The organism is Comamonas endophytica (genome assembly GCF_023634805.2).
Lineage (GTDB): Bacteria > Pseudomonadota > Gammaproteobacteria > Burkholderiales > Burkholderiaceae_C > Comamonas > Comamonas endophytica.
The window spans coordinates 2,830,250-2,856,116 of the sequence record NZ_CP106881.1 but is presented as its reverse complement, the minus strand read 5'-3'; the positions used below and the strand labels follow the sequence as shown (position 1 = coordinate 2,856,116).

General features: G+C 59.1%; 21 protein-coding genes and 1 tRNA gene. 18 read left to right on the top strand and 4 right to left on the bottom strand.

Features of this window, described 5'->3' with window-relative positions:
* Positions 1–135: 135 nt before the first annotated feature.
* Positions 136–3,045: a valine--tRNA ligase gene (locus M9799_RS12915; RefSeq protein ID WP_231042079.1), complete on the top strand. Its 2,910-nt coding sequence runs from the start codon at positions 136–138 to the stop codon at positions 3,043–3,045.
* Positions 3,046–3,112: 67 nt separating this feature from the next.
* Complete coding sequence (gene galU / locus M9799_RS12910) at positions 3,113–4,003, top strand: UTP--glucose-1-phosphate uridylyltransferase GalU (RefSeq protein WP_231042078.1); 891 nt, start codon at positions 3,113–3,115, stop codon at positions 4,001–4,003.
* 189 nt (positions 4,004–4,192) lie between these two features.
* Here galU and M9799_RS12905 read toward each other — a convergent pair whose 3' ends face one another.
* From M9799_RS12905 to cysM, 3 genes are read right to left on the bottom strand one after another with little or no spacing between them, the layout of a single operon-like run.
* On the bottom strand, positions 4,193–4,420 hold the full coding sequence (locus M9799_RS12905; RefSeq protein WP_231042077.1) for a sulfurtransferase TusA family protein: 228 nt from the start codon (positions 4,418–4,420) through the stop codon (positions 4,193–4,195).
* An 11-nt stretch (positions 4,421–4,431) separates the two neighbouring features.
* Entirely contained in the window at positions 4,432–4,980 is a 549-nt protein-coding gene (locus M9799_RS12900) for an NUDIX hydrolase (protein ID WP_231042076.1), read from the bottom strand.
* Between the two features lie 57 nt (positions 4,981–5,037).
* Positions 5,038–5,943 carry a cysteine synthase CysM gene (cysM, locus tag M9799_RS12895; RefSeq protein ID WP_231042075.1) on the bottom strand — a complete coding sequence of 302 codons (906 nt, stop codon included), beginning with the start codon at positions 5,941–5,943 and terminating at the stop codon, positions 5,038–5,040.
* 41 nt (positions 5,944–5,984) lie between these two features.
* Between cysM and M9799_RS12890 the strand changes: the two genes are divergently transcribed.
* The 12 genes from M9799_RS12890 to M9799_RS12835 all read left to right on the top strand — a co-directional run bounded on the left by M9799_RS12890 (position 5,985) and on the right by M9799_RS12835 (position 16,876).
* A tRNA-Leu gene (locus M9799_RS12890) sits at positions 5,985–6,069 on the top strand.
* A 134-nt stretch (positions 6,070–6,203) separates the two neighbouring features.
* A complete protein-coding gene (locus tag M9799_RS12885) occupies positions 6,204–7,271 on the top strand; it encodes a site-specific integrase (RefSeq protein ID WP_231042074.1) in 1,068 nt (355 codons plus the stop codon).
* Positions 7,272–7,562: 291 nt separating this feature from the next.
* Positions 7,563–7,823, top strand: a complete 261-nt coding sequence (locus M9799_RS12880; RefSeq protein WP_231042073.1) for a plasmid-related protein — start codon at positions 7,563–7,565, stop codon at positions 7,821–7,823.
* 61 nt (positions 7,824–7,884) lie between these two features.
* Positions 7,885–8,847 (top strand): hypothetical protein, encoded by a 963-nt coding sequence (locus tag M9799_RS12875; protein WP_263725416.1) that lies wholly within the window; start codon positions 7,885–7,887, stop codon positions 8,845–8,847.
* Complete coding sequence (locus tag M9799_RS12870) at positions 8,844–9,389, top strand: hypothetical protein (RefSeq protein ID WP_231042071.1); 546 nt, start codon at positions 8,844–8,846, stop codon at positions 9,387–9,389. Before M9799_RS12875 ends, M9799_RS12870 begins: the two co-directional genes overlap by 4 nt.
* Positions 9,386–10,396, top strand: coding sequence for a relaxase/mobilization nuclease domain-containing protein (locus M9799_RS12865; protein WP_231042070.1), 1,011 nt, complete (start codon positions 9,386–9,388; stop codon positions 10,394–10,396). The genes M9799_RS12870 and M9799_RS12865 overlap by 4 nt, the downstream gene beginning before the upstream one ends.
* A gap of 22 nt (positions 10,397–10,418) precedes the next feature.
* A complete protein-coding gene (virB5, locus tag M9799_RS12860) occupies positions 10,419–11,141 on the top strand; it encodes a P-type DNA transfer protein VirB5 (protein ID WP_231042069.1) in 723 nt (240 codons plus the stop codon).
* A 12-nt stretch (positions 11,142–11,153) separates the two neighbouring features.
* Positions 11,154–11,639, top strand: coding sequence for a hypothetical protein (locus M9799_RS12855; protein WP_231042068.1), 486 nt, complete (start codon positions 11,154–11,156; stop codon positions 11,637–11,639).
* Positions 11,636–11,893, top strand: coding sequence for an EexN family lipoprotein (locus tag M9799_RS12850; RefSeq protein WP_231042067.1), 258 nt, complete (start codon positions 11,636–11,638; stop codon positions 11,891–11,893). The genes M9799_RS12855 and M9799_RS12850 overlap by 4 nt, the downstream gene beginning before the upstream one ends.
* A gap of 13 nt (positions 11,894–11,906) precedes the next feature.
* Positions 11,907–12,998, top strand: coding sequence for a TrbL/VirB6 family protein (locus tag M9799_RS12845; RefSeq protein WP_231042066.1), 1,092 nt, complete (start codon positions 11,907–11,909; stop codon positions 12,996–12,998).
* Positions 12,999–13,001: 3 nt separating this feature from the next.
* The gene (locus M9799_RS12840; RefSeq protein WP_231042065.1) at positions 13,002–13,304 is read left to right on the top strand and encodes a hypothetical protein; all 303 of its coding nucleotides are present in this window, start codon (positions 13,002–13,004) and stop codon (positions 13,302–13,304) included.
* 887 nt (positions 13,305–14,191) lie between these two features.
* On the top strand, positions 14,192–16,876 hold the full coding sequence (locus M9799_RS12835; RefSeq protein ID WP_231042064.1) for a TrlF family AAA-like ATPase: 2,685 nt from the start codon (positions 14,192–14,194) through the stop codon (positions 16,874–16,876).
* 242 nt (positions 16,877–17,118) lie between these two features.
* On the opposite strand, the gene M9799_RS12830 is transcribed toward M9799_RS12835, so the two are convergent.
* Complete coding sequence (locus M9799_RS12830; RefSeq protein ID WP_231042063.1) at positions 17,119–17,361, bottom strand: hypothetical protein; 243 nt, start codon at positions 17,359–17,361, stop codon at positions 17,119–17,121.
* Positions 17,362–17,778: 417 nt separating this feature from the next.
* On the opposite strand from M9799_RS12830, the gene M9799_RS12825 reads away from it, so the two are divergent.
* The 4 genes from M9799_RS12825 to M9799_RS12810 are packed head-to-tail and all read left to right on the top strand — an operon-like array spanning position 17,779 to position 25,839.
* Positions 17,779–20,976: a helicase-related protein gene (locus M9799_RS12825; RefSeq protein ID WP_231042062.1), complete on the top strand. Its 3,198-nt coding sequence runs from the start codon at positions 17,779–17,781 to the stop codon at positions 20,974–20,976.
* A gap of 14 nt (positions 20,977–20,990) precedes the next feature.
* On the top strand, positions 20,991–21,773 hold the full coding sequence (locus tag M9799_RS12820) for a DUF4391 domain-containing protein (protein WP_231042061.1): 783 nt from the start codon (positions 20,991–20,993) through the stop codon (positions 21,771–21,773).
* A gap of 9 nt (positions 21,774–21,782) precedes the next feature.
* Entirely contained in the window at positions 21,783–23,906 is a 2,124-nt protein-coding gene (locus tag M9799_RS12815) for a GmrSD restriction endonuclease domain-containing protein (RefSeq protein WP_231042060.1), read from the top strand.
* 37 nt (positions 23,907–23,943) lie between these two features.
* Positions 23,944–25,839 (top strand): site-specific DNA-methyltransferase, encoded by a 1,896-nt coding sequence (locus M9799_RS12810; RefSeq protein ID WP_231042059.1) that lies wholly within the window; start codon positions 23,944–23,946, stop codon positions 25,837–25,839.
* Positions 25,840–25,867 lie beyond the last annotated feature (28 nt).

Sequence of the window (25,867 nt, the reverse complement as noted above, 5' to 3'; positions counted from 1 at the left end):
CAGGCGGATATGGGGTATACCGCCCCCACACCCTGACAGCGTCGCTAAAATCGGTGCCAATACGTCATCCATCAACTTCCTGTGGACGGCATCCCCTGCTTGACGGGTGGATGCCGTCCGCACTGGCACCCCTCCATGAGCGACTCCATTGCACAGCCGGGCCTCGACAGCCTCTCCAAATCCTTTGAACCCGCGGCCCTGGAGGCCTATTGGGGCCCCGAGTGGGAAAAGCGCGGCTATGGCGCGGGCGGCGTGCGCGGCACGGGCCAGGCCGATGCGGCCCAGCCCTCCTTCTCCATCCAGCTGCCGCCGCCGAACGTGACCGGCACGCTGCACATGGGCCATGCGTTCAACCAGACGATCATGGATTCCCTCACGCGCTACCACCGCATGAAGGGCTTCAACACCGCCTGGGTCCCGGGCACCGACCACGCCGGCATCGCCACGCAGATCGTCGTCGAGCGCCAGCTGCAGGAGCAGGGCATCAGCCGCCACGACATGGGCCCCACCCCGCCCGAGGCGCGCAAGAACTTCGTCAGCAAGGTCTGGGAGTGGAAGGAACAGTCGGGCAACACCATCACCACGCAGATGCGCCGCATGGGCGCGAGCGTCGACTGGGAGCGCGAATACTTCACGATGGACCCGAAGCTGTCTACCGTGGTGAACGAGACCTTCGTGCGCCTCTACGAGCAGGGCCTGATCTACCGCGGCAAGCGCCTGGTCAACTGGGACCCGAAGCTCCAATCCGCCGTGTCCGACCTCGAGGTCGAAAGCGAGGAGAAGGACGGCTCGCTGTGGCACATCGCCTATCCGCTGAGCGACGGCTCGGGCCAGCTGGTGGTGGCCACCACGCGCCCCGAGACCATGCTCGGCGACGTGGCCGTCATGGTCCACCCCGAGGATGAACGCTATGCGCACCTGATCGGCAAGACGGTGACGCTGCCGCTGGTCGGCCGCGAGATCCCGGTCATTGCCGACAGCTACGTCGACAAGGAATTCGGCACCGGTGTGGTGAAGGTCACGCCCGCGCACGACCCCAACGACTACCAGGTCGGCCAGCGCCACGGCCTGCCGATGATCGTCGTGCTGACGCTGCAGGCCACCGTCAACGACGAGGCGCCCGAGAAGTACCGCGGCATGGACCGCTTCGTCGCGCGCAAGGCCATCGTCGCCGACCTCACCGAACTGGGCCTGCTGGTCGAGACCAAGAAGCACAAGCTGATGGTGCCGATCTGCACGCGCACCGGCCAGGTGGTCGAGCCGATGCTCACCGACCAGTGGTTCGTGGCCATGACCAAGGTCGGCGAAGGCGACCCTACCGGCAAGTCGATCACCCAGAAGGCCATCGACGCCGTGGCCTCGGGCGAGGTCAAGTTCGTGCCCGAGAACTGGGTCAACACCTACAACCAGTGGATGAACAACATCCAGGACTGGTGTATCTCGCGCCAGCTGTGGTGGGGCCACCAGATCCCGGCCTGGTATGACGAGGAGGGCAATGTCATCGTCGCGCGCAACGAGGAAGAAGCCCAGGCCAAGGCCCCGGGCAGGCAGCTGCGCCGCGACGAGGACGTGCTCGACACCTGGTACTCCTCGGCGCTGGTGCCCTTCAGCACCATGGGCTGGCCGAACCAGACCGACGCCGCCGACGACGACTTCAACCTCTACCTGCCCTCCTCGGTGCTGGTCACGGGCTACGACATCATCTTCTTCTGGGTCGCCCGGATGATCATGATGACCACGCACTTCACCGGACGCGTGCCGTTCAGGCATGTGTACATGCACGGCCTGGTGCGCGACGCGCAGGGCAAGAAGATGTCCAAGTCCGAAGGCAACGTGCTGGACCCGGTGGACCTGATCGACGGTATCGGCATCGACGCGCTGCTCGACAAGCGCACCGTCGGCCTGCGCAAGCCCGAGACCGCGCCCCAGGTGCGCAAGAACACGCAAAAGGAATTCCCCGAGGGCATTCCCGCCTACGGCGCCGATGCGCTGCGCTTCACCTTCGCCGCGCTGGCCTCGCTCGGCCGGTCCATCAACTTCGACAGCAAGCGCTGCGAGGGCTACCGCAACTTCTGCAACAAGCTGTGGAACGCCAGCCGCTTCGTGCTGATGAACTGCGAGGGCCAGGACTGCGGCCTGCAGCCCCACACCAAGGAGCAGTGCCAGCCCGGCGGCGAATTCGCGGGCTACATGGAGTTCAGCCAGTGCGACCGCTGGATCACCTCGCAGCTGCAGAAGGTCGAGGCCGAGATCGAGAAGGGCTTCGCCGAGTTCCGCCTGGACAATGTGGCCAACGCCCTCTATGACTTCGTCTGGAACGAGTTCTGCGACTGGTACCTGGAGATCGCCAAGACGCAGATCCAGCACGGCAACGCCGCGCAGCAGCGCGCCACGCGCCGCACGCTGATCCGCACGCTCGAAGCCATCCTGCGCCTGGCGCACCCGATCATTCCCTTCGTCACCGAGGAACTGTGGCAGAAGGTCGCGCCCGTGGCCGGCCTGCCGGGCGCGTCGGTGAGCGTCGCGCGCTACCCCGAAGCGCAGCCCGAGAAGATCGACGAAGACGCGATCGCGCATGTGGCGCGCATCAAGTCGATGGTCGACGCCTGCCGCACGCTGCGCGGCGAGATGAACGTCTCGCCGGCCCAGCGCGTGCCGCTGTTCGCGGTGGCCGGCAATGCCGAGGAAAGCGCCTTCCTGCGCACCGTCGCCCCGGTGCTGCAGTCGCTCGCCAAGCTCAGCGAAGTCAAGGTGTTCGACGACGAGGCCGCCTGGGCCGCCGCCGCCCAGGCCGCGCCCGTGGCCGTGGTCGGCGACATCCGCCTGTGCCTGTTCATCGAGATCGACGTGGCCGCCGAGAAGATCCGCCTGGCCAAGGAAGCCACGCGCGTCGAAGGCGAGATCGCCCGTGCCAATGTGAAGCTGGGCAACGAAGCCTTCGTTGCCAAAGCGCCCCCCGCAGTGATCGAGCAGGAGAAAAAGCGCGTTGCCGAATTCGGCGCCACGCTGGCCCGCCTGCGCGATCAGCTGGCCCGCCTGGGCTGATACGTGCGCACTGCGGGCTTATGCCCGCAGTGGCCGCGTGCCTCCATCGACTCCCCACAGGAAACCCATGCCTCCTACCAATACCGTCGTGCGCAAAGCCGTATTTCCTGTTGCCGGCCTCGGAACACGCTTCCTGCCGGCCACCAAGGCCTCTCCCAAGGAGATGCTGCCGGTGGTCGACAAGCCGCTGATCCAGTATGCCGTCGAGGAAGCCTATGCCGCCGGCATACGCCACATGATCTTCGTCACGGGCCGCAGCAAGCGCGCCATCGAGGACCATTTCGACACCGCCTACGAGCTGGAAAACGAGCTGGAGACGCATGGCAAGCAGGAAATGCTGGCGCTGGTGCGTTCGGTCGCGCCCGACGACATGAACTGCGCCTTCGTGCGCCAGCACCGTTCGCTGGGCCTGGGCCATGCGGTGCTCTGCGCCGAACCCCTGGTCGGCGACGAGCCCTTTGCAGTGCTGCTCGCGGACGATCTGATGGTCGGCCCTGCGGGCGGCAAGCCGGTGCTGGCGCAGATGACCGAAGCCTTTGCCAAGCAGGGCCGCTCGCTGCTGGCCGTGCAGGAAGTGCCGCTGGACCAGGTGCGCCGCTACGGCATCGTCGACGGCGAGGCCGCGGGCGGCGCGCTGATGCGCGTGGACCACATCGTGGAAAAGCCGGCGCCCGAGAAGGCCCCTTCACGCATGGGCGTGGCCGGCCGCTACGTGCTCACGCCGCGCATCTTCCAGGAGATCCGCAACCAGCCCCAGGGCGTGGGCGGCGAGATCCAGCTCACCGACGCCATCGAGCGCCTGATGGCGCATGAAGCGGTCTATGCCTACCAATACGAAGGCAAGCGCTATGACTGCGGCAGCAAGGAAGGCTTCCTGCAGGCCACGGTGGAGCTGGCGCTGCAGCATGAGCAGGTGGGAGAGGAGTTCCGGGCTTATCTGAAGGCGCTGGAGCTTTGAGGCGGTAGTGGCGCCTTGGGCCGGCCTGTGCGGTAAGGAAACGACAGGTGTTTTCTAGAGGACAGGCCGTCTATCCTTCGACGAGCTCAGGACGAACGGTTTAACGAGCGCAGCTTCGAAACGTCCGTTCGTGGTGAGCCTGTCGAACCATGGACGTCCTGTCCTCAAGAGGAAGACAGGGTGTTCAAGTCACCGCCGCCGCAGCACATGAATGAACTCATTCCCCTGCGTCTGCTGCTCCACCAGCTCGTTGCCCGTCTGCCGCGCAAACGCCTGGAAGTCGCGCAGCGAGCCGGTGTCGGTAGCCACCACCTTGAGCAGTTGGCCGGTCACCATCTCGGCCAGCGCCTTCTTGGCCTTGAGAATGGGCAGTGGGCAGTTGAGGCCGCGGGTGTCGATTTCTTTGTGGATGTCCATAACGTGGCATTCTAGGCCGGCTGCGGGTTCTCGTCGCGGCGCCAGAAATCGATGAATTCGGGCTCGTGGCCCCGGCTGCGCAGCCACGTTGCCAGCGCCTGCCCCGTTCCTGCGGGCCAGCACTGCACCTTCTCGGGCGCCACCAGCCGGTACTCGAGCAGTTCGGGCGACAGCTTCACCTGCCCGGTGGCTTGCACATGGTAGGCAATGATCACCTGGTTCATGCGCAGGAACTCGTAGGCGCCGATCAGCTGGTGCGACTGCACCACCAGGCCCGTTTCCTCCAGCACCTCGCGCGCGATGCCGGCCTCGGGCGACTCGCCGGCCTCCATGAAGCCGGTGATCAGCCCGAAGACCTTCTCCGGCCAGGCCGCGTTGCGCGCCAGCAGCACCCGGCCTTCATGCTCGACGATGGCCGCCAATACCGGCGTGGGATTGTTCCAGTGGGTCCAGCCGCACGCGGGGCAGCGCAGCCGCTGCACCTCGCCGCTGTCCTCAACCGCCGTGCACCACTGCAGCGCCGTGGCGCAGTGGCTGCAGAACCGGACTTCATACTGCATGCGCAGCTCCTGATGGCACAAAGGCTGCGAGCGCAGCGGAAGCCGGCAATGGCCCGGTCAGGCCGGAAACACGCCGGTGGACAGGTAGCGATCGCCGCGATCGCAGACCACGAACACGATGGTCGCATTCTGCTCGCGCTTGGCAATCTCCTGCGCGACCCAGCAGGCGCCAGCCGCCGAGATGCCGGCAAAGATGCCCTCCTCGCGCGCCAGGCGGCGGCACAGGTCCTCGGCATCGTCCTGGCCCACCGACACGGTCTCATCGACCAGCGAGGCGTCATAGATCCTGGGCATGTATTCCTCGGGCCACTTGCGGATGCCGGGAATGCGCGAGCCCTCCAGCGGCTGGGCGCCGATGATGCGGATGGCGGGGTTCTTTTCCTTGAGGTACTTCGCCACGCCGGTGATGGTGCCGGTCGTGCCCATCGCGCTCACGAAATGGGTGATCTCGCCGCCGGTCTGCTCCCACAGCTCGGGGCCCGTGGTCTCGTAGTGCGAGCGCGGGTTGTCGGGGTTGGCGAACTGGTCCAGGATCCGGCCCTTGCCCTGCACCACCATCTGGTCGGCCAGATCGCGCGCGTATTCCATGCCGCCGCTCTTGGGCGTGAGGATCAGCTCGGCGCCATAGGCCTTCATGGTCTGCGCGCGCTCCACCGACAGGTCCTCGGGCATGACCAGCACCATGCGGTAGCCCTTGATCGCCGCAGCCATCGCCAGCGCGATGCCGGTGTTGCCCGAAGTCGCCTCGATCAGCGTATCCCCGGGCTTGATCTCCCCGCGCTCCTCGGCGCGCCGGATCATCGACACGGCAGGCCGATCCTTGACCGAGCCCGCCGGATTGTTGCCCTCCAGCTTGCCCAGCACCACGTTGCCCCGTGCCTTGTTGTCCTCGGCGCCAATGCGTTGCAGCGCAACCAGCGGCGTCTGGCCGATTGCGTCCTCGATGGTCAGATACGTTTTCATAAGCCTCAAATGTGCCATAATTCGCGTCTGCGCAGATTCAAGCCCGGGTGGTGGAATTGGTAGACGCAGGGGACTCAAAATCCCCCGCCGCAAGGCGTGCCGGTTCGATTCCGGCCCCGGGCACCATCTTAAATTCCCTAGTGTTTTCAACACACTAGGGAATTTTCAAGGCTAGCCCCCAGCGCGGGGGGATTTCTCAAGATCGTTGGTCAGGTACAGTTTCGGTACAGTGCTGCTGCGCTGGGCTCACCGAGACCCTTATGGCAACGATCGTCAAAACACCTTCTGGCACATGGAAAGCGCTGATCCGCAAGACCGGATGGCCTGCCACCGCCAAGACTTTCCGCACCAAACGCGATGCTGAGGACTGGTCCCGCCGTACCGAAGACGAAATGGTACGCGGCATCTACATCCAGCGCGGCCCCGCCGAGCGCATGACCGTCGAGGTCGCCCTGGCGCGCTATCTGCGCGAAGTCACTCCCACCAAACGTGAATCCACCCAGATCGGTGAACGCAAAAAAGCGCTGGCCTTGACCAAGCATCTGGGCAAGTACTCGCTCGCCGCCCTCAGCGCCGAAATCGTCGCCCAGTACCGCGACGCACGCCTGGCCGGCGACGATGGCGCGGATGGCAAGCCCGTCGCGCGCAGCAACAACACCGTGCGGCTGGAGCTGGCACTGCTCAGCCATCTCTTCACCATCGCCATCAAGGAATGGGGCATCGGCCTGCCCTTCAACCCGGTCTCCCACATCCGCCGCCCTGCCCCGGGCGCTGGTCGCAATCGGCGACTGACGGTACCCGAGACCCAGCGCCTGCTGGCCGCTGTGGACGCCTACTCCAACCCGATGTTCAGCTGGATCGTGCGCGGTGCACTGGAGACCGGAATGCGGCTCTCCGAGATCGCCGGCCTGCGGCTGAACCAGGTTGACCTGCAGCGCCGCGTCATTCGTCTCGATCACACCAAAAACTCTTCCCCACGCACGGTGCCTCTTACGGTAGCCGCTACGCAGGTTTTCCGGAACGCCATGGACAACCCATTGCGTCCTGGCGAAACCGACCTCCTGTTCTTCGGTGATCCCGGCAAGGACGGAAAACGTCGCCCGTACATGTTCGACAAGGCCTGGACGCAGGCCAAACTCGACGCGGGCTTGGTGGACTTCCGGTTTCACGACCTGCGGCACGAAGCGGTCAGCCGCTTTGTTGAAGCCGGGCTATCGGACCAGGAGGTCGCTGCGATCAGCGGGCACAAGTCTATGCAGATGCTTAAGAGATATACGCATTTGCGGGCGGAAGACCTTGTGGCGAAGCTGGATAAACTGAAGCACTAGGAAAATCTTAAAAATTATAGTTTTTTCTTGTAAAGAATGAAACAGTTTGCATCTTTAGGTTAATCAATTTCTTAACGCGGCAAGTCTTTGATTTTTAAAGAAAATAAAAATCGATTGGCGACAACGAAGAACCATAATACCCAATATTGGTCTGGATGCTGTCGCCAAAATATGCCGACAAAATACGCACGCTGGCAGAAAAATCTGAATCTCCCGCTATTGGGCGGCTTGAAAGACTTCCTTTAATAACTGAAGATCATGCCTTAGATAATTTCATTTACAGGTGTGGTTATGACGACAGCGACTGAAAATTTCCTCTTGAGCCGCTTTGGCCCACTGATGAGCATTGCCGACGTAGCCGAGGTGCTCGGCCGTTCTGCCGATGGCGTGCGAGTGGCGCTGTACTCAGACGGTGACGTCTCTCGCCGACTGCGGCCAACGATGGTTCGTGTTGGACGACGTGTTTATTTCCGCACCTTGCAATTGAAGGATGCGCTCGGCCTTGATGGCAGCGATGAAAATCGCACGGCCTTCCCCCCTTCGAAGTCGTAATAGCGAGCACGATATGGGAAGGCAGCGAACGATTAATGACGCCAACTGGCGTTCCGTGAAAATGTCAGGCAGAACGGTCGAGGACCGCTATGCCCTTCTATATTTCTTGACATCTCCTTTCAGCAATATCGTAGGCGCATACGAATTTGTCATTTCCATTGCTGCGCCGGAAATGGGATGGGATTCGGAATCCCAGTTGAAGCCTGTAATCAGGCGAATGATAAATGAAGGATTTCTGGAGTGCACTCAAGACCACGGATTTATCTGGGTGCGCGACTGGTGGGATCACAACTCGGTAAAGATGGCTGTGGGTCCCGCGCTTATCAAGAAAACCATAGAGCAAATCTGGAAAATTCCCAGTCAATGGCGTCATGCCTATCTGACTGATTTCCTGTCTCGACTGGACAGAACTTCCAAGGAATTCGCGGTCTTAAGTCACGAATTTGGGTACCGGAATGAGGATGTGATGGCACCGGCTGGTGCCTCTGCGGACAGGGTGCATGGACCCTGTACAGACCCTGTTGACAGGGTCTCCATACCCGGCAGTGAGGCTGCCGACAGGTCAGCCGGTAACACTAACGGTATCTATAACTCTATCAATACCACTACAACGAAAGTTATCCACAACCACAGCCTGCCAGAGCTGTCGGCAACGGAAAATTCTTCAGTGGACAAGCTGCTTTCCGGCATCCCAGATGACGACGCGCAGGCCCTGGTCGATGAATTCTGCGCTGCGGTTCGAACCCGGGGCACCATCCGGACCACACCTACCCAATACCTTGCAGGGCTGGTGAAAAGGTATCACGCAGGGAGCTTTGCGCCCGTTGCCGGCATTCACGTAGCACAGCGGCGATCCATAGAGCAGCAGCAGCTCAAGCAACAGTCCGGCATCCGCATCCCATCAACAGTTCACGATGCCGCGCAACAACGTGTGCCAACATCGAAGGAGCTTGAGGAGCGCGCAAAGCTCAAGGCGATGCGAGCCGAGATGGCCGGGCGCCGGCAGCAAGGAGGTGCGCCATGACGCCTCGAACGACCAATCTGAGTGTCCGGCTCGACGCCGATCTGAAAGCGCGTTGGTCAGACTTCTGCATCCAGCAAAAAAGCACGCCGAGTGCCGGGGTGCGCCAAGTCATCTGCCGCCTTCTCGACGGCCGCTCAGCTGTTGCCACCGAGGCCGCTACGTCAAAAAGTCAGACACCCGACACGATTCGCCGACGGCTGGAAGTGCGCCTGACGGAGAGCGAGTATTGCCACATTCAAGCGCAGGCCGACCAACAGCGCATGTCGGCCAACCAGTGGGTCATTAACTTGATCCGTGCCAACCTGGCGGCTGAACCGCAGTTCGGCATGGCTGAACTGCGGGTGCTCGGAGAATCAAACAGCCGCCTGCTTGCCATCGGACGCAATCTCAACCAGATCGCCCGGCAGATCAATGCCGGGCACATCGAGCATAACCGCCTGAAGGTCGAGCACATCGAGAAGTTGTCGCGCCATATCATGGCCCATACGGCCCAGGTCTCGAACGCGATGCGCGCCAATATCGACCGCTGGAGGCTGGTATGAACCCGCTCCTCGATGACATCCTCAAAGATTGGGGAGAGCGCATATTCCGCGCGCCTGTACGCGCCAGGGTCGGCAAGCGCACGGTGACGCATTTCAGAACGCACCACTCGCCACCGGAGCTCAAACAGGTAGGCAGTGCACGCATTCGCAGCACACTTTCCAGGACCACGGGGAAGGCCCCGGAAGTGATGGTGAAGATTTCCGGCGGCGGGAAAGGCATGCGGCATATCAAGGCGCATTTCGACTACATCTCGCGCAACGGGATGCTCGAACTGGAAAACGAAGACGGCGAAATCATTGCCGGCCGAGAAGCCCTTCGTGATCTGCGTGATGAATGGAAATGTGGTCAGTACGGAATCCCCGAAGAAGCCCAGCACAAGGAAGCCTTCAACGTCGTGCTGTCCATGCCGCCAGGTACCGACCGAGACTCCGTCACCCATGCTGCCCGTGCCTTTGCCCGCACCGAGTTTGGCGATAACCACGCCTATGTGTTTACCGCCCACGATGACGAGCAGCACCCGCACGTGCATCTGTGCGTCAAGGCACTGGGACTAGACGGTACGCGCCTGAATCCGCGCAAGGTCGACCTGCAGCGATGGCGTGAACAGTTCGCCGAGGCATTGCGCGAGCGTGGCATCACGGCAAACGCAACGCCGCGTACCGCTCGAGCGGTGGTCCAACGTCCAGAAAAGCAGGCTGTCCAGCACATGCGAAGGCGTGAAGGCGCGCGTGAAACCGCCGTGGAGCACGGTCTGCCCGGCCAAGTCCAAGACAATTTCAGCGCAAAAAAAAGAGCCGCCCATGCCTATGGCCAGATCGCCCGAGCCCTTGCCAAAAGTGAATCGGCTGATCGCCAGCTTGCGCTCGACATCACGCGCTATGTGGCACAGATGCCGGTGTTTTCTGCACTGCGCAGGAGGGGGCAAGAACCTGGGCAGACACGTCCAGAACACACGGAAAAAACCTCTGTCCTGGCCCGCACCGAAATTCCGGACCGGTCCCGCTAACCAAAGTCACCTGGAAAAAATCATGAAAACTCTTGCACTCTCATGCGCATTTTTTGGCGCGGCAGCCTGCAGCCCTGCCGTCTTTTCCCAGATCCCTGTCAAAGATGGCGCATCCATCGCGCAAAGCGTGGCGCAGCAGGTCGAAACCATCGCGAAGTGGAAGCTTCAATACGACCAGATGATGAGCCAGATCGAGCAAGCCAGGCAGCAATACGAATCGCTGACAGGCTCGCGCGGTCTCGGTATGGTCCTCAACGACCCAGCCTTGCGCGACTATCTGCCGGGCGACTGGCAAGGCGTCTATGACAGTGTCAAAAACGGCGGCTATCGCGGCCTGTCGGGCACCGCGCAAAGCGTCTATACAGCCAACAGGATCTATGACGCATGTGGCCACCTGAAGATTGCCCAGCAGCGCACCGCATGCGAGGCCCATGCCGTGAAGGGCGCGCAGGACAAAGGCTTTGCCCTCGATGCCTACAACGCAGCGAAAGACCGTATGCGGCAGATTGATCAGCTGATGCAAGCAATCAACCAGACCCAGGACCCCAAGGGCGTTGCAGAGCTACAGGCGCGAATTGCGGCCGAGCAGGCAAATATCCAGAACGAACAAACCAAGCTGAACATGTACGCCATGGTCGCGGCTGCGGAAGACCGCCTGCAGCAGCAACGCCAGGCGGAGATTAACGCCAGCGCCAATGCACGACGTGGCTGGGCCCAACCGCGGCCAGTAGCCTTCGGCAACTGAGGAGGCAGAAAAATGACTTCATACGTTCACTTTCCTGTAATGGCGCTGTGCTTCTTTCTGCTGAGGTCCATGCGCCGTTACTGGGTCTGCATGGGCCAGCTGCGAGCAGTGAAAGAAGTGGGCCGCCGGGCACCCTCTCTTGTCCATGGCGACATAGTCGCAGCAGTGTTCGCCCTGCTGCCCTTCCTGCTTGCAATCTGGGATTGGATAGGCTTCACATTGCCCCGTCATCCCGCACCAATTTCATCGTGGATTGCTGCTTCTCTGTCAGTGATTTGCGCCGCGATTGCCTGCTTCACCCTCTGGAACACGGGCGAGCGCCTTCAGGGCACCTGGGCGGGCTCAAGAGAAAGCGCGATTCGCACCCTTGCCGCATTGGACATCATCGATGCGGCAGAGCTGCAACGTTCTTTGCAGTATCTGGAGGATCGTAAAGAAGGCGCAACGCACCATCAGCATGGTGCCGTCGCCGGTAAAGAGAACGGGGGTCGCAAATGAAGAAATTCATTTTTCTGGCGCTTCTGTCGAGCCTCGCAGGATGCGGCGATCACCCCGCAGCGAAGACAGGGGACTGGTACAAGGAACACCCGGTCGAACGCAAGGCGATGCTCGCCGATTGCAAGGCCTACTTCGGCCAAATTGGGGAGTCTGCCAACTGTGTGAATGCGCAGCAGGCAAACAATCAAACCGCCAATGCACGACGCGGCTGGGTGACCCCCGACACCGTTGATTTCGGCAAGAAAGGGGGCTGACATGGCTGGTCCTATGCTTTTTCAATTCATCGGGGAGACCATCGACACTGCGCTGAACACCTATGTGAATGCTACGACGGGTGCGATCGTCTCCACCTTCGTGACGTTGGCCGTCTTGCTGACGACGCTCCACTACGTGATGAACGGCCTCATGCTGGTTCTTGGCAAGGTCGAAGCGCCGTTTTCGTCCCTTCTGATTTCATGCGGAAAATTCGTTGTGATCTCCGCTTTCGCGCTCAATGCGAACATGTACCTGACTTGGGCGGTGGAGTCCATTCGCGGCCTGGAAGCGGCTCTGGCAGCTTCTTTTTCCGGCACCAATGGCATTGCACCAACGTCGGTTTACGGCATCGTGGACGACGCATTCGGCAAAGGGATGGACCTGGCCGCCCAGCTTTGGGAGAAGGCCGGAAACCGTGGCTTGACAGAGTCCAATATGGCCATCGGCGAGTACATCAACGCCGTAATCATCGCTGTGGCGACCCTCATCATTGCCTTGCCTGCCGGGGCCATGATCGTGATGGCAAAGGCGGTGCTGTCGCTCATGCTCGGCATTGGTCCACTGTTCGTCATGCTGTTGATGTGGACGCCAACCAGGCAATTTTTTGACCGCTGGTTTGCTGTCGTCATGACTTCGCTGCTGCAGATTGCATTGCTGGCTGCGGTGCTTTCGTTTGCCATCAAGGCCTTTCTGGCTTTCGTCGGGCCTGCCGATATTGATAGCGAACAGAATCCGCTTTTCACGTCCTTGCAATTGTTGGTCGTGGCGTCGGTGATGCTCTACGTTCTCTACACCGTCAACAACTATGCGGCGCAGCTCGCAGGCGGTATGTCCACTGCCGCCATCACGTTCGGCGGGATGGCCCGCAGTGCGGCCGGCATGGCTTCGACTCCCGGTCGAACTGCTGGAGGCGTGAACAACATGGTCAATCCAATGTCAACCCGCCTTGATCCACGCACCGGCCATCAGACGACGGCCCGGCGTGCAGAGCACCTGGCCATGGGCCGCAGCGTTTGGGCGCGCAATCCCGCCTATCGTGCTGGCGTCATGGAGCGCATGGCGTCGGCCTGGGGGAAACAGCCAGGCGGAAAGGTGGAGAAGTGAGCCATGTTCAGCCAACTGGAACATGAGGCCCTGATACGGCTCATGACACATGCCACCGGCTACACAGCCGACAGCCGGCGAATCGCGCACTGGCTGCAGGAGTGGGATCAGGCGGAGCATCCGCGCGCAGTGAGAACGCAGGTATCGTTTTTGTCGGTTGCGCATGCCCTCGATGTGGCGACTGTCTCGCGGGCCGCATTGCGTGATGGTCTCCGGCCAACCAAGCTGGGCCGCGTGGAGTACGCCTACAACATGCAAAACATTGCACGTTGCCATCCTTTTTCGCCGCGACAACGAGAGCGCTGAACCACACCAGATCCCCTGCGTCAACAGAGGACGGACAGCTAGCCCAGAACCCGCTGCGCTTCGCTTGGCAACCCGCTTCGGGTTGCACCCCGCGTCGGTTCTTGCCCGACTGTCTGCGGGGCTAGGTGCTGCGGGCTGTGCCCTTGTCCTCCTCCTGGACGTGAGGCTGTTTGGCCTTCATCAGCATCAAGGGTAAAGGCTGCGCCCGACATCCTCACCCGTTCGCACTCGCTGCGCTCCCTTGCGCTGCGGCCTCCGGTGTCGCCCTTGACGCCGATTTCGGCCAATGCACGGGTCACGACTGGCAAGGAAACAGGAATGAAGCCGTCAGGATGGCGGCCGCTGCGCGTTGACCAGGTCATCCAACTGGCACCCTTCGGCCTATGTTGAATCATCTCCTGCAACCAGGTGCTTATTCCGGCTGAACTATGGCTCAAGCCCACAGAAGTTTGAACAAATTCGACAATCTTCCCTTGAGACAATGTTGAAAAACTGATGACTTCACAGGGTCGGATCTATAACCATCTCCGTGGGTTACCAGTCCGTTTGCCCTGAACGGCAGAGTTTGGCCATCATGATTCATCCGCCGGAAGCGCAGCCCGGTCATTCGCACGACTAAGGACCCTCTGCAAAACCTCGTTTTTCGAAATTCAGGCCCATTTAAATCAATGACTTGCAAGTCATTTGCCTAGGATTTCAGAGGTTTTGCAGCCCCTCTCTAAAGCACTCCGAAAGCGGGCATAGCCGCACGCGTCAGCTTGCTGAATGCGCGCGCCGGTTGCCCTGCTAGGATATGGACGGTTCATAAATATCTCACCTAGACTCGATACGACGTAGACGATCCGCGCATGACGGGGTTGTCGATGCCGCATATAAGGTAAATTAGCATGGCAGAGAAATTGAAAGAATGTCTGGAGGAGTCTGACGGTGCGCATTTTTACCGGGGCGACCTCCATATCCACTCCTATCCTGCGTCCCACGATGTCAATGACAAGGCCATGACGCCTCAAGCCATCGTTGATACAGCGGTGCAGGAGAGCCTCCGGATCATCGCGATTGCCGACCACAACGAGATCGGGAATGTCCAGGCCGCAGTGACAGCAGGGAATGCCGTTGGCGTTCTTGTTATTCCTGCCGTTGAGCTATCCACACCCGAAGGACATTTGCTCTGTTATTTTCCCTCGGTGGCAGCTTTAACCCAGTTTCACGGTCGCCTTGACCTCGCTGATCGCGGACTTCCCAACAGTCGCTGCCGTAATTCAATGCATGCATGTCTTGATATAGCGAAAAGCTTAGGCGGCTTTTGTGTTCTAGCTCACGTTGACGGCGGTAACGGGTTGGAAACTAACTACCCTGGTGGCTCACCCCACAAGATGGACATCATCTGTCACGATGCCTTGCTCGGGATCGAACTCAGCAGCGCGGCGTCGCCGGTACGATATGCGCCGGATGACCCAGATCAGGTGCGAGCGAATATTGGTCGGCAGCGTATTGAACGGCTGGGTTTAGGAGAGCGCCAGTATCTGGCGCGCATCCTTAGTTCCGACTCTCACACGGTGACTGCCCTCGGCCGCAACGCCAGTCAGGATCGCAAGCTCACCCGCTACAAGATGGCGAGCCCTTCGTTTGATGGGTTGCGCCATGCGCTGGAAGAGGGGGACTCCCGTATTCGCCTGGAAGATGAGGTACCTGCCGCGACGCCGTTCATTCTGGGAATGAAGATAGGAGGTGGCTTTCTGACAGGGCAGAGCATTCATTTCAGCCGTAACCTGAACTGCATTATTGGCGGTCGTGGAACTGGCAAGTCCACGACATTTGAGGCGGTGCGCTGCCTTACAGGCACCGAATCCGGTGCAGAGGTCGTCGATTCAGAGGTATGGCCTCATCAGTTACACCTGTTTTGGCAGGACGAGGCCGGCCAACAGCACTCGTTGTCGAGAGCAATCGGGGGAAAGTTGGCAAACCTCGATGTTCCACTAGATGGGCCAATCGAATTCGAACTCGACTGTTTTGGACAGGGTGAAGCGGCCCGCGTTCGCGAGCAAGCCAAGGGGGATCCGCTCGCGCTTATGAAGTACCTTGACACCTTTACAGGAGTTAACGACGCGATCGGGGAGGAGCATCTGATCCGGGGCAACTTAAAGGCGCAGCGTATCAAGATTGTCGAGGCAGAAAAGAACGTAGCAGCCATCCCGCAGACGCAGCGTTCATTGAACGTGGTGCAGCAGCAGTTGAAATTTTTCGAGGCTGCAAAAGGCGCTGAAGTGATCAAGCTGCAGCGCAGCCTGGAAATCGAAAAGGCAAAGCGCGAACAACTGAAGGAGAAGCTGGGCGAGCTGAAGGAATTAGTCGAGGATGCGTCGCTCATGGAGACGGGAGCAGCCCTTCGGTCGATTGTCAATGCCGTTGATATCGTCACAGGACGTAACGAGGCGACGGATATCGTCTCAGCGCTGGACAAATTCGCTATAGCGGTCAAGGAGGCGCAGGTAACTATCGCCGCAGCGTATGCAAAACTTAACACCGCAGTGACGTCATCGGTCACCAAGTGGATGACCAACGAACGTCCGATTCGCGAAGATATTGAGGCAAAGCGGGTCGAGCTGGAGGCACAAGGCGTCAAGCTAGATATGTCGCACGTCATGAAGCTGACGGCGGAAGAAGCGAAGCAGGAGAAACTGCTAACAACCCTCAAGACGTGGGAGCCCCACTTGAAGGCTCTGCATAGCCAGTATGCGACAACCCTTGGGAAGCGATGGCAGTCTCGTAGGACAGTTGCAACACTGCGACAGGCCTATGCAATCAAGGCGTCGCGCGCGCTCGCGGAGGTGCTCTCGGACTTGCAGGTGAAATTGCAATACGTGGAAAGCGGATTTTCCGAAGAGGCGGTGGGCATCATTGCATCTGCATTGAGCTGGCGAACGGTCAATCACTATAAGGCGCGTGTCATTGTCGAAAAGCTGACGGTGCAAGGTCTGCTCGGCGCTATTGCGAAATCCCAAGTTTCGCCACTGACATCGATCAAAATCGAAGACGATGTTCAGCCGTTTTCGAATGCGGACGCCAAAGAAATTCTGGAGAAGCTCAGCGAACCGTCGATTCGTGCGGCGCTGGAACAATGCCATGTCGACGACCTGCCGAGGTTGACCGTAACACGACGCGTCGGAGATGGGGCGAACGTCCGCTATGCGCAGCGCGATTTTTCCCAGCTCTCGCTTGGCCAGCAGCAATCGGTTTTGCTCGCACTGATCCTATCCTCGGATAGCAAGCGCCCACTGATCATCGATCAGCCGGAGGATAACCTAGACAGTGAATTCATCTTTCACACTTTTGTGCCAGTACTTCGTCGTGCGAAAGAACGAAGGCAGGTAATCATCGTCACGCACAACGCGAATATTGCTGTCCTCGGTGATGCCGAACAACTGATCGTCTTCAAGAGCAACAGTGATCACAGCAAGATTGTGGCTCGCGGCTCAATCGACGATACCGATGCGCGGGATGCCGCATGCAAGGTTTTGGAGGGCGCGCGGGAAGCCTTCACCCGGCGCGCCAGGATTTATGGGATCAAGTGATGGCCTTTAGGGCCATCGCTGTATTACGTCACGCCTAAGCGATTTTCGACAGGGTGAGCCAGGAGTAGACCTAATGTGAGAATACGTTGCCATGCAGCACGGGTTGAACATCGGCGAGCATTGAACGGGCGACGACTTGGGCGAAACCACATCCTTGATGTCCCTGCAACGGCCTCAGCCTTCATTCAGGCGCAGTCAAAGGCAGCCGAAAGCAAGGCACCCCGTCGGCTGCACCCCTGACATCAGAGGGCTTTATTCCCCTTGGCGGCGATGAATGCAAAGAACGCGTCGACCATGTTTTCGACTTCTGTCGAGGTCTCTGCTACGGGCGTCGATTCCGCATGCAAGGGTGTGGATAGGACAACGCGAGTGGGCACATCGGTAAGCTCTGGGAAGCCTGAAAAATCATCATCACGAGGCATCAGCAGGTACTCTCCGCCATCATCCGAAAACCTGCGCCGATAACACTTGTCGTATTCGCTCATCAGTGCCTCCAATTCATGTGATCCAAACGCTATCGCACATCGCATCCGCTTGCCGGACTCCGCTGCACGCATGAGTTCAAGCGAACCCTTCCAACGCTTGGTCATGACCAAGAAATTGAAGGGAGGTGGTCTATTGCAGGATAGGCGGTTGCCGGTAAGTGCAGTACACGGTCGAGATCTGCGCAATGTTGCTGATGAAGTGCTTTTGTAGAGAATGGCTCTGCCGGACCCATGAATGGACCGCCTATGATGTACTTGCTTACATTTTTTCCAACTCAACGAGCTGCGCGTCCATATGAGCAATAAAGCCGATAGCGTCATACCTGTGGAGGACAGGGTTCACTATCAGTGTCTGAATCAGCGCACAGCGACTGTCTCAGCAGGTAAAGCAAGCGCAGAAACAGGGCGAAACAAAGCATGAGGCTCATCCACAACAGCGGCTCAGACCGTGTCATCGACCTGATTCAGCCCCATTTGAAGCCCGGGCACCAGCTCGGATGCGTCACCCCGTCGTTTTCGCTGTTCGCTTTCGCAGAACTGCGTGATGCATTGGCCAAGCTGGAGCGGGTGCAGCTCATCCTGCCGTCAGCCGATGACGAACTTGACTTCCTCGGTGGTGAAGGTGACCGTGCCACGCGCAATCAGCTGCAAGCTCGGTGGCTGGCCAACCAGTGCGCTAAGTGGCTTAACGACAAAGTCGAACTGCGCCGGGCACACAGCCGTGTGCCACAGGGTGCCGTCGTTATGCGCGCGCCGGATGGCACGGCCGACCAGGTGGTGTTGGGTTCGTTCGCGTTCAGTACGGACGGACTGGGTTTGACTCCCGGCAACCCATTGAGCCTGATTCAGGCGTCCGAGTCTGCTCACGAGGCTGCACAGCTGGCTCTCTGGCTTGAACAGCAATGGGCAACACTGCAGGCGCAGCCCGATAGCCGGCCAGCCCTGATTGAAGCCCTGCAGGGCATGGGCCAGCACCATGCACCGTTCACGCTCTATGCCTTGATCCTGAACCACCTGTTCGGCAACAGGGATGACGAGATGGATGAAGAGCGCATCGTCAAATCGGCCACCGGTATTCGCAACACCGTGATTTGGAAGAAGCTGTTCAAGTTTCAACGTGATGGTGTTGTCGGTGCCATCGACAAGCTGGCCCGCTTCGGCGGCTGCATCATTGCGGATAGCGTGGGACTGGGAAAAACCTTCGAAGCCCTGGCCGTCATCAAATACCATGAGCTGCGCAACGACCGCGTGCTAGTGCTGGCCCCCAAGCGCCTGCGCGATAACTGGACGCTCTACAAGGCGAATGACAAGCGCAACGTATTAGCGGCTGACCGGTTCAACTACGACGTGCTGAACCACACTGACCTGTCGCGTGATAGCGGCACATCCGGTGACATCGACCTGAGCCATGTAAGTTGGGGCAACTATGACCTCGTGGTCATTGATGAGTCGCACAACTTTCGCAATAAGAAGTCGCCACGCCAGGGCACCGAGACCCGGTATGACCGGCTCATGCGCAAGATCATCAAGGAAGGCGTCAAGACGCGTGTGCTGATGTTATCGGCCACGCCTGTGAACAACCGCCTGGCCGACCTGAAGAACCAGATCGCCTTCGTCACCGAGGGCGACGACACCGCCCTGGCGGAACACGGCATCGACAGCATCGAACAGACCACCCGCAAGGCACAAATCCAGTTCAACCGCTGGCTGGTACTGGACGAGGCCGAGCGCACACCAGGCCACTTGATCGAGATGCTGGGTTTCGATTACTTCACGCTGCTGGATCACCTGACCATTGCGCGGTCGCGCCGGCACATCGAGAAGTATTACGGCACGGCTGAGACGGGTAAGTTCCCGGGTCGCCTGCCACCCATCAACATCAAGGCCGACGTCGACCTGGCGGGTAAGTTTCACGCCATCAAAGACATCAATCTCGAAATTCGGCGCCTAAACCTAGCCAGCTATGCGCCGCTACGCTACGTGCTACAAGACAAGCAGGCAGCCTACGACGCCAAGTACAGCACCGAAATTCGTGGCGGCGAGAGCTTCTTCCGCCAGGCAGACCGCGAAGAGAGCTTGATCCACTTGCTGCGGGTCAACGTGCTCAAACGCATGGAAAGCGCAGTGTCCTCGTTCTCGCTGACCGTGCAGCGGCAGCTCAAGGACGTTGAAGCCGTGTTAGCCCACATCGAGGCTCACGACGAAAGCATCGAGGAAATTGACATCGCTGACGTGGACATCGACGACCCGGCCTTTGAGTCCCTGTTGGTCGGGCGCAAGGTCAAGGTGCTCCTCAGCGATGTGGACCTCCTCCGGTGGAAGCAAGACCTCATTGAAGACCGCAACCGCCTGGCGACGCTGCTTGCGGCGGCCCAGCAGGTAGACGCGGCGCGCGATGCCAAGCTGGCCAAACTACGGGACATGATTGAGCAAAAGTGTCGCCATCCCATCAACGCTGGCAATCGCAAGATCATCGTCTTCACCGCGTTCTCAGACACTGCGCAATACCTCTACGCCAATCTCGCACCGTGGGCCAAGACCGTTCTTGGCATCGACGCTGGATTGATTACCGGCAGCGCCGGCATCCAGACCACCTTGCCCGGCCTGCGCAAAAGCATGAGCAGCGTGCTGTCGGCTTTTGCACCGCGCGCCAAAGAGCGCCCTGCCGACATGGCGACCGAGGGCGAAATCGACTTGCTCGTTGCCACCGACTGCATCTCTGAAGGCCAGAATCTTCAAGACTGTGACTGGCTGGTCAACTACGACATCCACTGGAACCCTGTACGGATCATCCAGCGCTTCGGCCGTATTGACCGCATTGGCTCGCTCAACCAAAGCATCCAACTGGTGAACTTCTGGCCCAACATGGAGCTGGAGGAATACATCGGCCTGGAACAGCGAGTAAGCGGGCGCATGGTGTTGCTCGACGTCTCCGCCACGGGCGAGGAAAACCTCATCGAGCAGCAGTCTGGCAACCCGATGAACGACTTGGAGTACCGGCGTAAGCAGTTGCTCAAATTGCAGGACACGGTCATCGACATGGAAGACCTCAGCAACGGCGTGTCCATCACCGACGTGACGCTGACCGACTTTCGCATCGATCTTGCGCAGTATCTTAAGGAACACCCAGACCAGCTCGATACGCTGCCGCTGGGCACTTACGCTGTCACCACCAGCATTGACGCTGACATCACCCCCGGCATCATCTTCTGCCTACGGGCCGAAGGTGCTGTGCCAGCGAAGGGTCAGCGATCCGACTACCCCTTAGCGCCGATCTACCTGGCCCACGTGGGTGACGACGGCGTCGTGCTGCTGCCATACCCCCAAGCCAAGCGCATCCTGGATCGGCTCAAGCGCCTGGCCCTTGGGCGTGAACTGGCCGACGAAGGCGCTTGCGCCAAGTTCGACAAGAACACCCGACAGGGTGAGGACATGCGCCACGCGCAGAAGCTGCTGGCCGCCGCCGTGGCGTCCGTGGTAGGGAAGAACGAAGAACGTGCCGTGGCCAGCCTTTTTTCACCAGGCGGCACCCATGCCATGAAGGGCGAGTTCGCCGGCAGCAATGACTTCGAGGTCGCTGCTTTCTTGGTGGTGTTACCGGGAGCGTCCGCGTGACGACGCAGGCGGTGATGAGTCTGCTGGTTTCGGCGTTGGACCTACCCACCTCTTGCCGCGTGGATCAGCGCGTACCGAAAAAGATGCTGGCCGAGAACGGTGCAGCAACCAGCGCCGACAAGCGTCTCATCAACGACTCCATTGAAGAGATCCAATGGCTCGCAGCCCTCAAACCCAATACCGTGGGGGTGAGCGAGTACAGCGACGACCAGCGTGAATACTTGGAAGTGGCGGTGTTGTCCATCACCGCGCGCTATGCTCCCCAGGGCGAAGGTGCCAACGCAACGAACAAGCCTGTTAACACCACGCGCCTTGCCGAGCTTGTGCATCGCGCCGTGCCTTACCCCGTGCTGTTGCTTCTTGCCGCTCCGCAGGGCCTATTCTTGTCCCTGGCGCACAAGTGCTCGGCGCAGAACGAAGTCGGCAAGGTGGTTCTGGACGGCGAGCCGGCCACTGTGAAAGTTGCTCTTGATCTGACGGCCAAATACCCTTTCGTGCAGGCCTTGGCCTTGCCCCGCCAGCCGCAGGCCAATTTTCTGGCCTTATACCAGGGCTGGATGGACTGTCTGACGGCTTGGGAGGCCATGCAATACACAGGGTCCTTCACCATGACCGAAACGCCCGCCCAAGCGGTTACTAGACGCTCAGCATTACATCGCTGCCGCGATTTGGACGTACAAATCGCCAGCCTGCGTTCAGCCGCTAGCAAAGAAAAGCAGATAGCTCGCCAAGTGGCAGCAAATCTCGAAATCAAGGCACTGTTGGCAGAGCGCCAACAAGTCGCCACCGACATTTAAAGGTTAGAAGTGAAAGCAACAGAAGCGAACCTACTCAAGTTCCTCAGGAAATCTCCGCAGTTCGTCATCCCGATCTATCAGCGCAACTACTCGTGGACTGCGGCGCAGTGCCGCCAACTCTGGTCTGACCTGATGCGCGCTGGCCGCGATGAGAAGGTTCAAGCACACTTCATCGGCTCCATTGTTTATGTGGAGCGTGGCCTGTCCTCTGTAACCAGCCAAGAAGCATTGTTGGTCATTGACGGCCAGCAACGCCTGACCACCAGCACCTTGCTCATTGCGGCGCTAGCAAAGCACTTCGAGACCCAAGGCCTGGGCGAGCTGCTGGAAGCCTTCTCGAACAAGAAGCTTCGCAACTACTACCTGTTAAACCCAGACGAAGACGGTGAACGCCACTTCAAGCTGATCTTGTCTGAAACAGACAAAGAGACGCTGCTGGCGATCCTGCAGAACACCCCCATGCCCGCTGAGACCAGCAGCCGCATCACTGAGAACTACGCCTTGTTCCAAGAGCTGATCGCTGCCAACCAAGGCGAGCTGGAAGCCATCTGCCAAGGCCTTGCCAAACTTGTGATCGTGGACGTTTCGCTGGACCGCGCCCAAGACAATCCGCAGCTGATCTTTGAAAGTATGAACTCCACCGGACTGGAACTCAGCCAGGCAGACCTCATCCGCAATTACATCTTGATGGGCCTTGAACCCAAGCTGCAAACCGAGCTGTACAAAACCTACTGGCGCCCCATGGAGCGGGCATTTGGCCAAGCAGCCTACGTGGTGCACTTCGACGCATTCATGCGCCACTACCTGACGGCCAAGACCGGCGATATTCCGAACGTGCGCGAGGTCTACGTGGCGTTCAAGGGCTTCGCGCGTGGGCTCAAGGGCGATACCCGCGACTTGGTGGCTGACATCCACGCCTATGCGTCCTACTACTGCGCCATGGCGTTAGGCACCGAGAGCGATGCCGCGCTCAAACAGGCTTTCCATGACCTACGCGAACTGAAGGTAGACGTTGCCTACCCCTTCCTGCTCGATGTATATCACGACTACAAGCAAGGCCGCCTGACCAGCGACGAAGTGCTGCGCATCGTGCGCTTGATTGAAAGCTATGTGTTCCGCCGTGCCATCTGTGCCATCCCCACGAACTCGCTGAACAAGACCTTTGCGGGCATGAGCCGCACGCTCAAGAAAGACCGCTACCTTGAAAGCGTGCAGGCGGCATTCCTGCTGCTGCCGTCGTACCGCCGCTTCCCCGGCGACGACGAATTCCAACGCGAAGTGAAGGTCCGCGACCTCTACAACTTCCGCAGCCGGAGCTACTGGCTGCGCCGTTTTGAAAACCACGGCCGCAAAGAGCGTGTGATGGTGGAGGACTACACCATCGAACACATCCTTCCGCAAAACGATGCGCTATCCAAGGAATGGCAAACCGAGCTGGGGACAGACTGGCAGCGCGTTCAGAAGGACTGGCTGCACACCTTGGGCAACCTCACGCTGACGGGGTACAACAGCGAATACAGCGATCGCCCCTTCGCCTACAAACGCGATCAAGTCACCGATAAGGACGGCAACCCAGTTGGCTTTGCCCACAGTCCGCTAAAGCTGAACTTTGGGCTTGGCAAAGTCAACACGTGGGACGAAGCTGCCATCAAAACCCGTGCCGACCGCTTGGCCGTTGATGCCACCAAAATATGGGCTGCACCACAACTAGCAAACGACGTGCTCGATGCCTATCGGCCCGCAACTGCCCAACCCGGTCAACAATACAGCGTGACGGACCATGCCCACCTGACCACCGGCCCCATGCGCGAACTGTTCGAGATGCTGCGCAAATCAGTAGTGGCGCTGGACCCGTGCGTCAGCGAAGAATTCTTGAAGCTCTACGTGGCCTACAAGGCCGAGACGAATTTTGTCGATGTGGTACCCCAAGCCAAGCGCCTTCTGCTGGTGCTCAACCTAAGCATTGACGACATTGAAGACCCCAAGGGCTTGTGTCGCGATATATCCAACATTGGGCGCTGGGGCAATGGTGATGTGGAAATTGGCTTGAGCAATGTGGATGAACTGCCTTACGTGATGGGCCTGATTCGCCAGTCGTTCGACCGCCAGATGGGCGGCCCTCAAGACGCCTGAGCAGCCCTGAACCGACGAATACCGAGAGAATACCAACATGACAATACAAAAGATCGAGGCGCACTCGCCAGAAGCGCAAAGTGCCGACCTCATGACCGACAATATCGCCAAACTCAAGGCTTTGTTCCCCGAACTGTTGACTGAAACCACCCAAGGCGGCAAGACTACAGCGACGCTCAACGTCGAGGTACTGAAAAGCTTGATTGGCGATGCTACCGCTGCAGACTCAGAAGAAAAGTATGGCCTCAATTGGCATGGCAAGCGCCGAGCGCGGCAGATCGCATTGACGCCCAGCACCGGCACGTTACGCCCTTGCCCCGAAGAGAGCGTGAACTGGGACACCACTCAGAACCTGATGATTGAGGGTGACAACCTTGAAGTATTAAAGTTACTGCAAAAGAGCTACGCGGGCAAGGTCAAACTGATCTACATCGACCCGCCATATAACACCGGACAGGATTTTGTCTACCCGGACAACTTTCAAGACAGTATTAAGAGCTATCTGGAACTCACAGGCCAGAGAGAAGGCGGCCAGAAAATCAGTAGCAATTCGGACACCAGCGGCCGATTCCATACCGACTGGTTGAACATGATCTACCCGCGCTTGAAGCTTGCACGGAGTCTCCTGCATCCCGACGGCTCAATCTTCATCTCTATTGGTGATCGAGAGGTACACCACCTTCGGGTTGTGATGGACGAGGTCTTTGGTTCAGAAAATTTCGCTGCTACTGTGATTTGGGAGAAAGCTGACTCGCCCCGCAACACCGCTCGGCAATTCTCTGAAGATCATGACTTCGTTCTTGTTTATTCAAAGAATCCTGAATGGTCACCGCGCAGATTGCCACGTACAGAAGAGGCAAATTCCATCTACTCAAATCCAGATGCTGACCCAAGGGGAGAATGGATTCCAGGCGACCCTTTTGCCAACAAACCTTACTCAAAAGGGCAATACACAATTGCGGGCCCTACTGGTCGCCACTTCTCACCTCCACCCGGCCGATTTTGGCGTGTTTCCGAAGAGAGGCTGCGCGAACTCAATGCAGATGGTAGGGTTTGGTGGGGCCCGAAAAAAGATGCTCGACCAAGCATTAAACGGTACCTTTCGGAGGTCGCCGACCTCACGCCTAGGACGCTCTGGAGGAAAGAGGACGTAGGTAGCAACAGGACATCTAAGAACGAGTTGAGGTCCATTTTTCCGGAAAGTGAATCCTTTGACACGCCAAAGCCCACAAAGCTAATTGACCGAATGCTCAGACTGGCTACGGTTAGCAACGAGAATGATCTCGTTCTCGATTTTTTCGCGGGGTCTGGAACGACTGGCCACGCTGTTTTCAATGCAAATCTCGAAGATGGCGGAAACCGAAGATTTTTGCTAGTTCAGCTTCCAGAAAAACTTCCACAAATCAATGGTGAGATGGAAACAATCGCCGATATAACGAGTGAACGACTACGTCGAGTAGGACGATCATTGCATGAGGCGAATCCCATGTTTGGCGGAGATCTCGGGTTTCGGTATTTCCGGCTTGCTGATTCCAACATTCGGTCTTGGAATCCGAATACAAATGATTTAGCTGGATCACTGCTGGCGAACGTAGAACACATCGAGCCCGGTCGCTCAAGGGAAGACATACTTTACGAAGTACTGCTTAAACTCGGAATAGATCTTTGCGTTCCGATTGAACAACGTGAAGTCTCGGGCAAGGTTGTACAAAGCGTAGGCGGAGGCACTTTAATGACGTGCTTGGATGAGCACATTTCAGTGGCCGACGCCGAGCACTTGGCCTTGGGCATCGCCGCGTGGCGAGAGGCACAAGACACCGCTGGTGACATCACCGTTGTTTTCCGCGACGGTGCGTTTGAGAACGATGTCGCCAAGAGCAATCTGGCTGCCATCCTAGAACAGCACGGCATCAAGCAAGTACGAAGCCTGTGATGCGGGGATGCCGTATCAACGTAGCCGG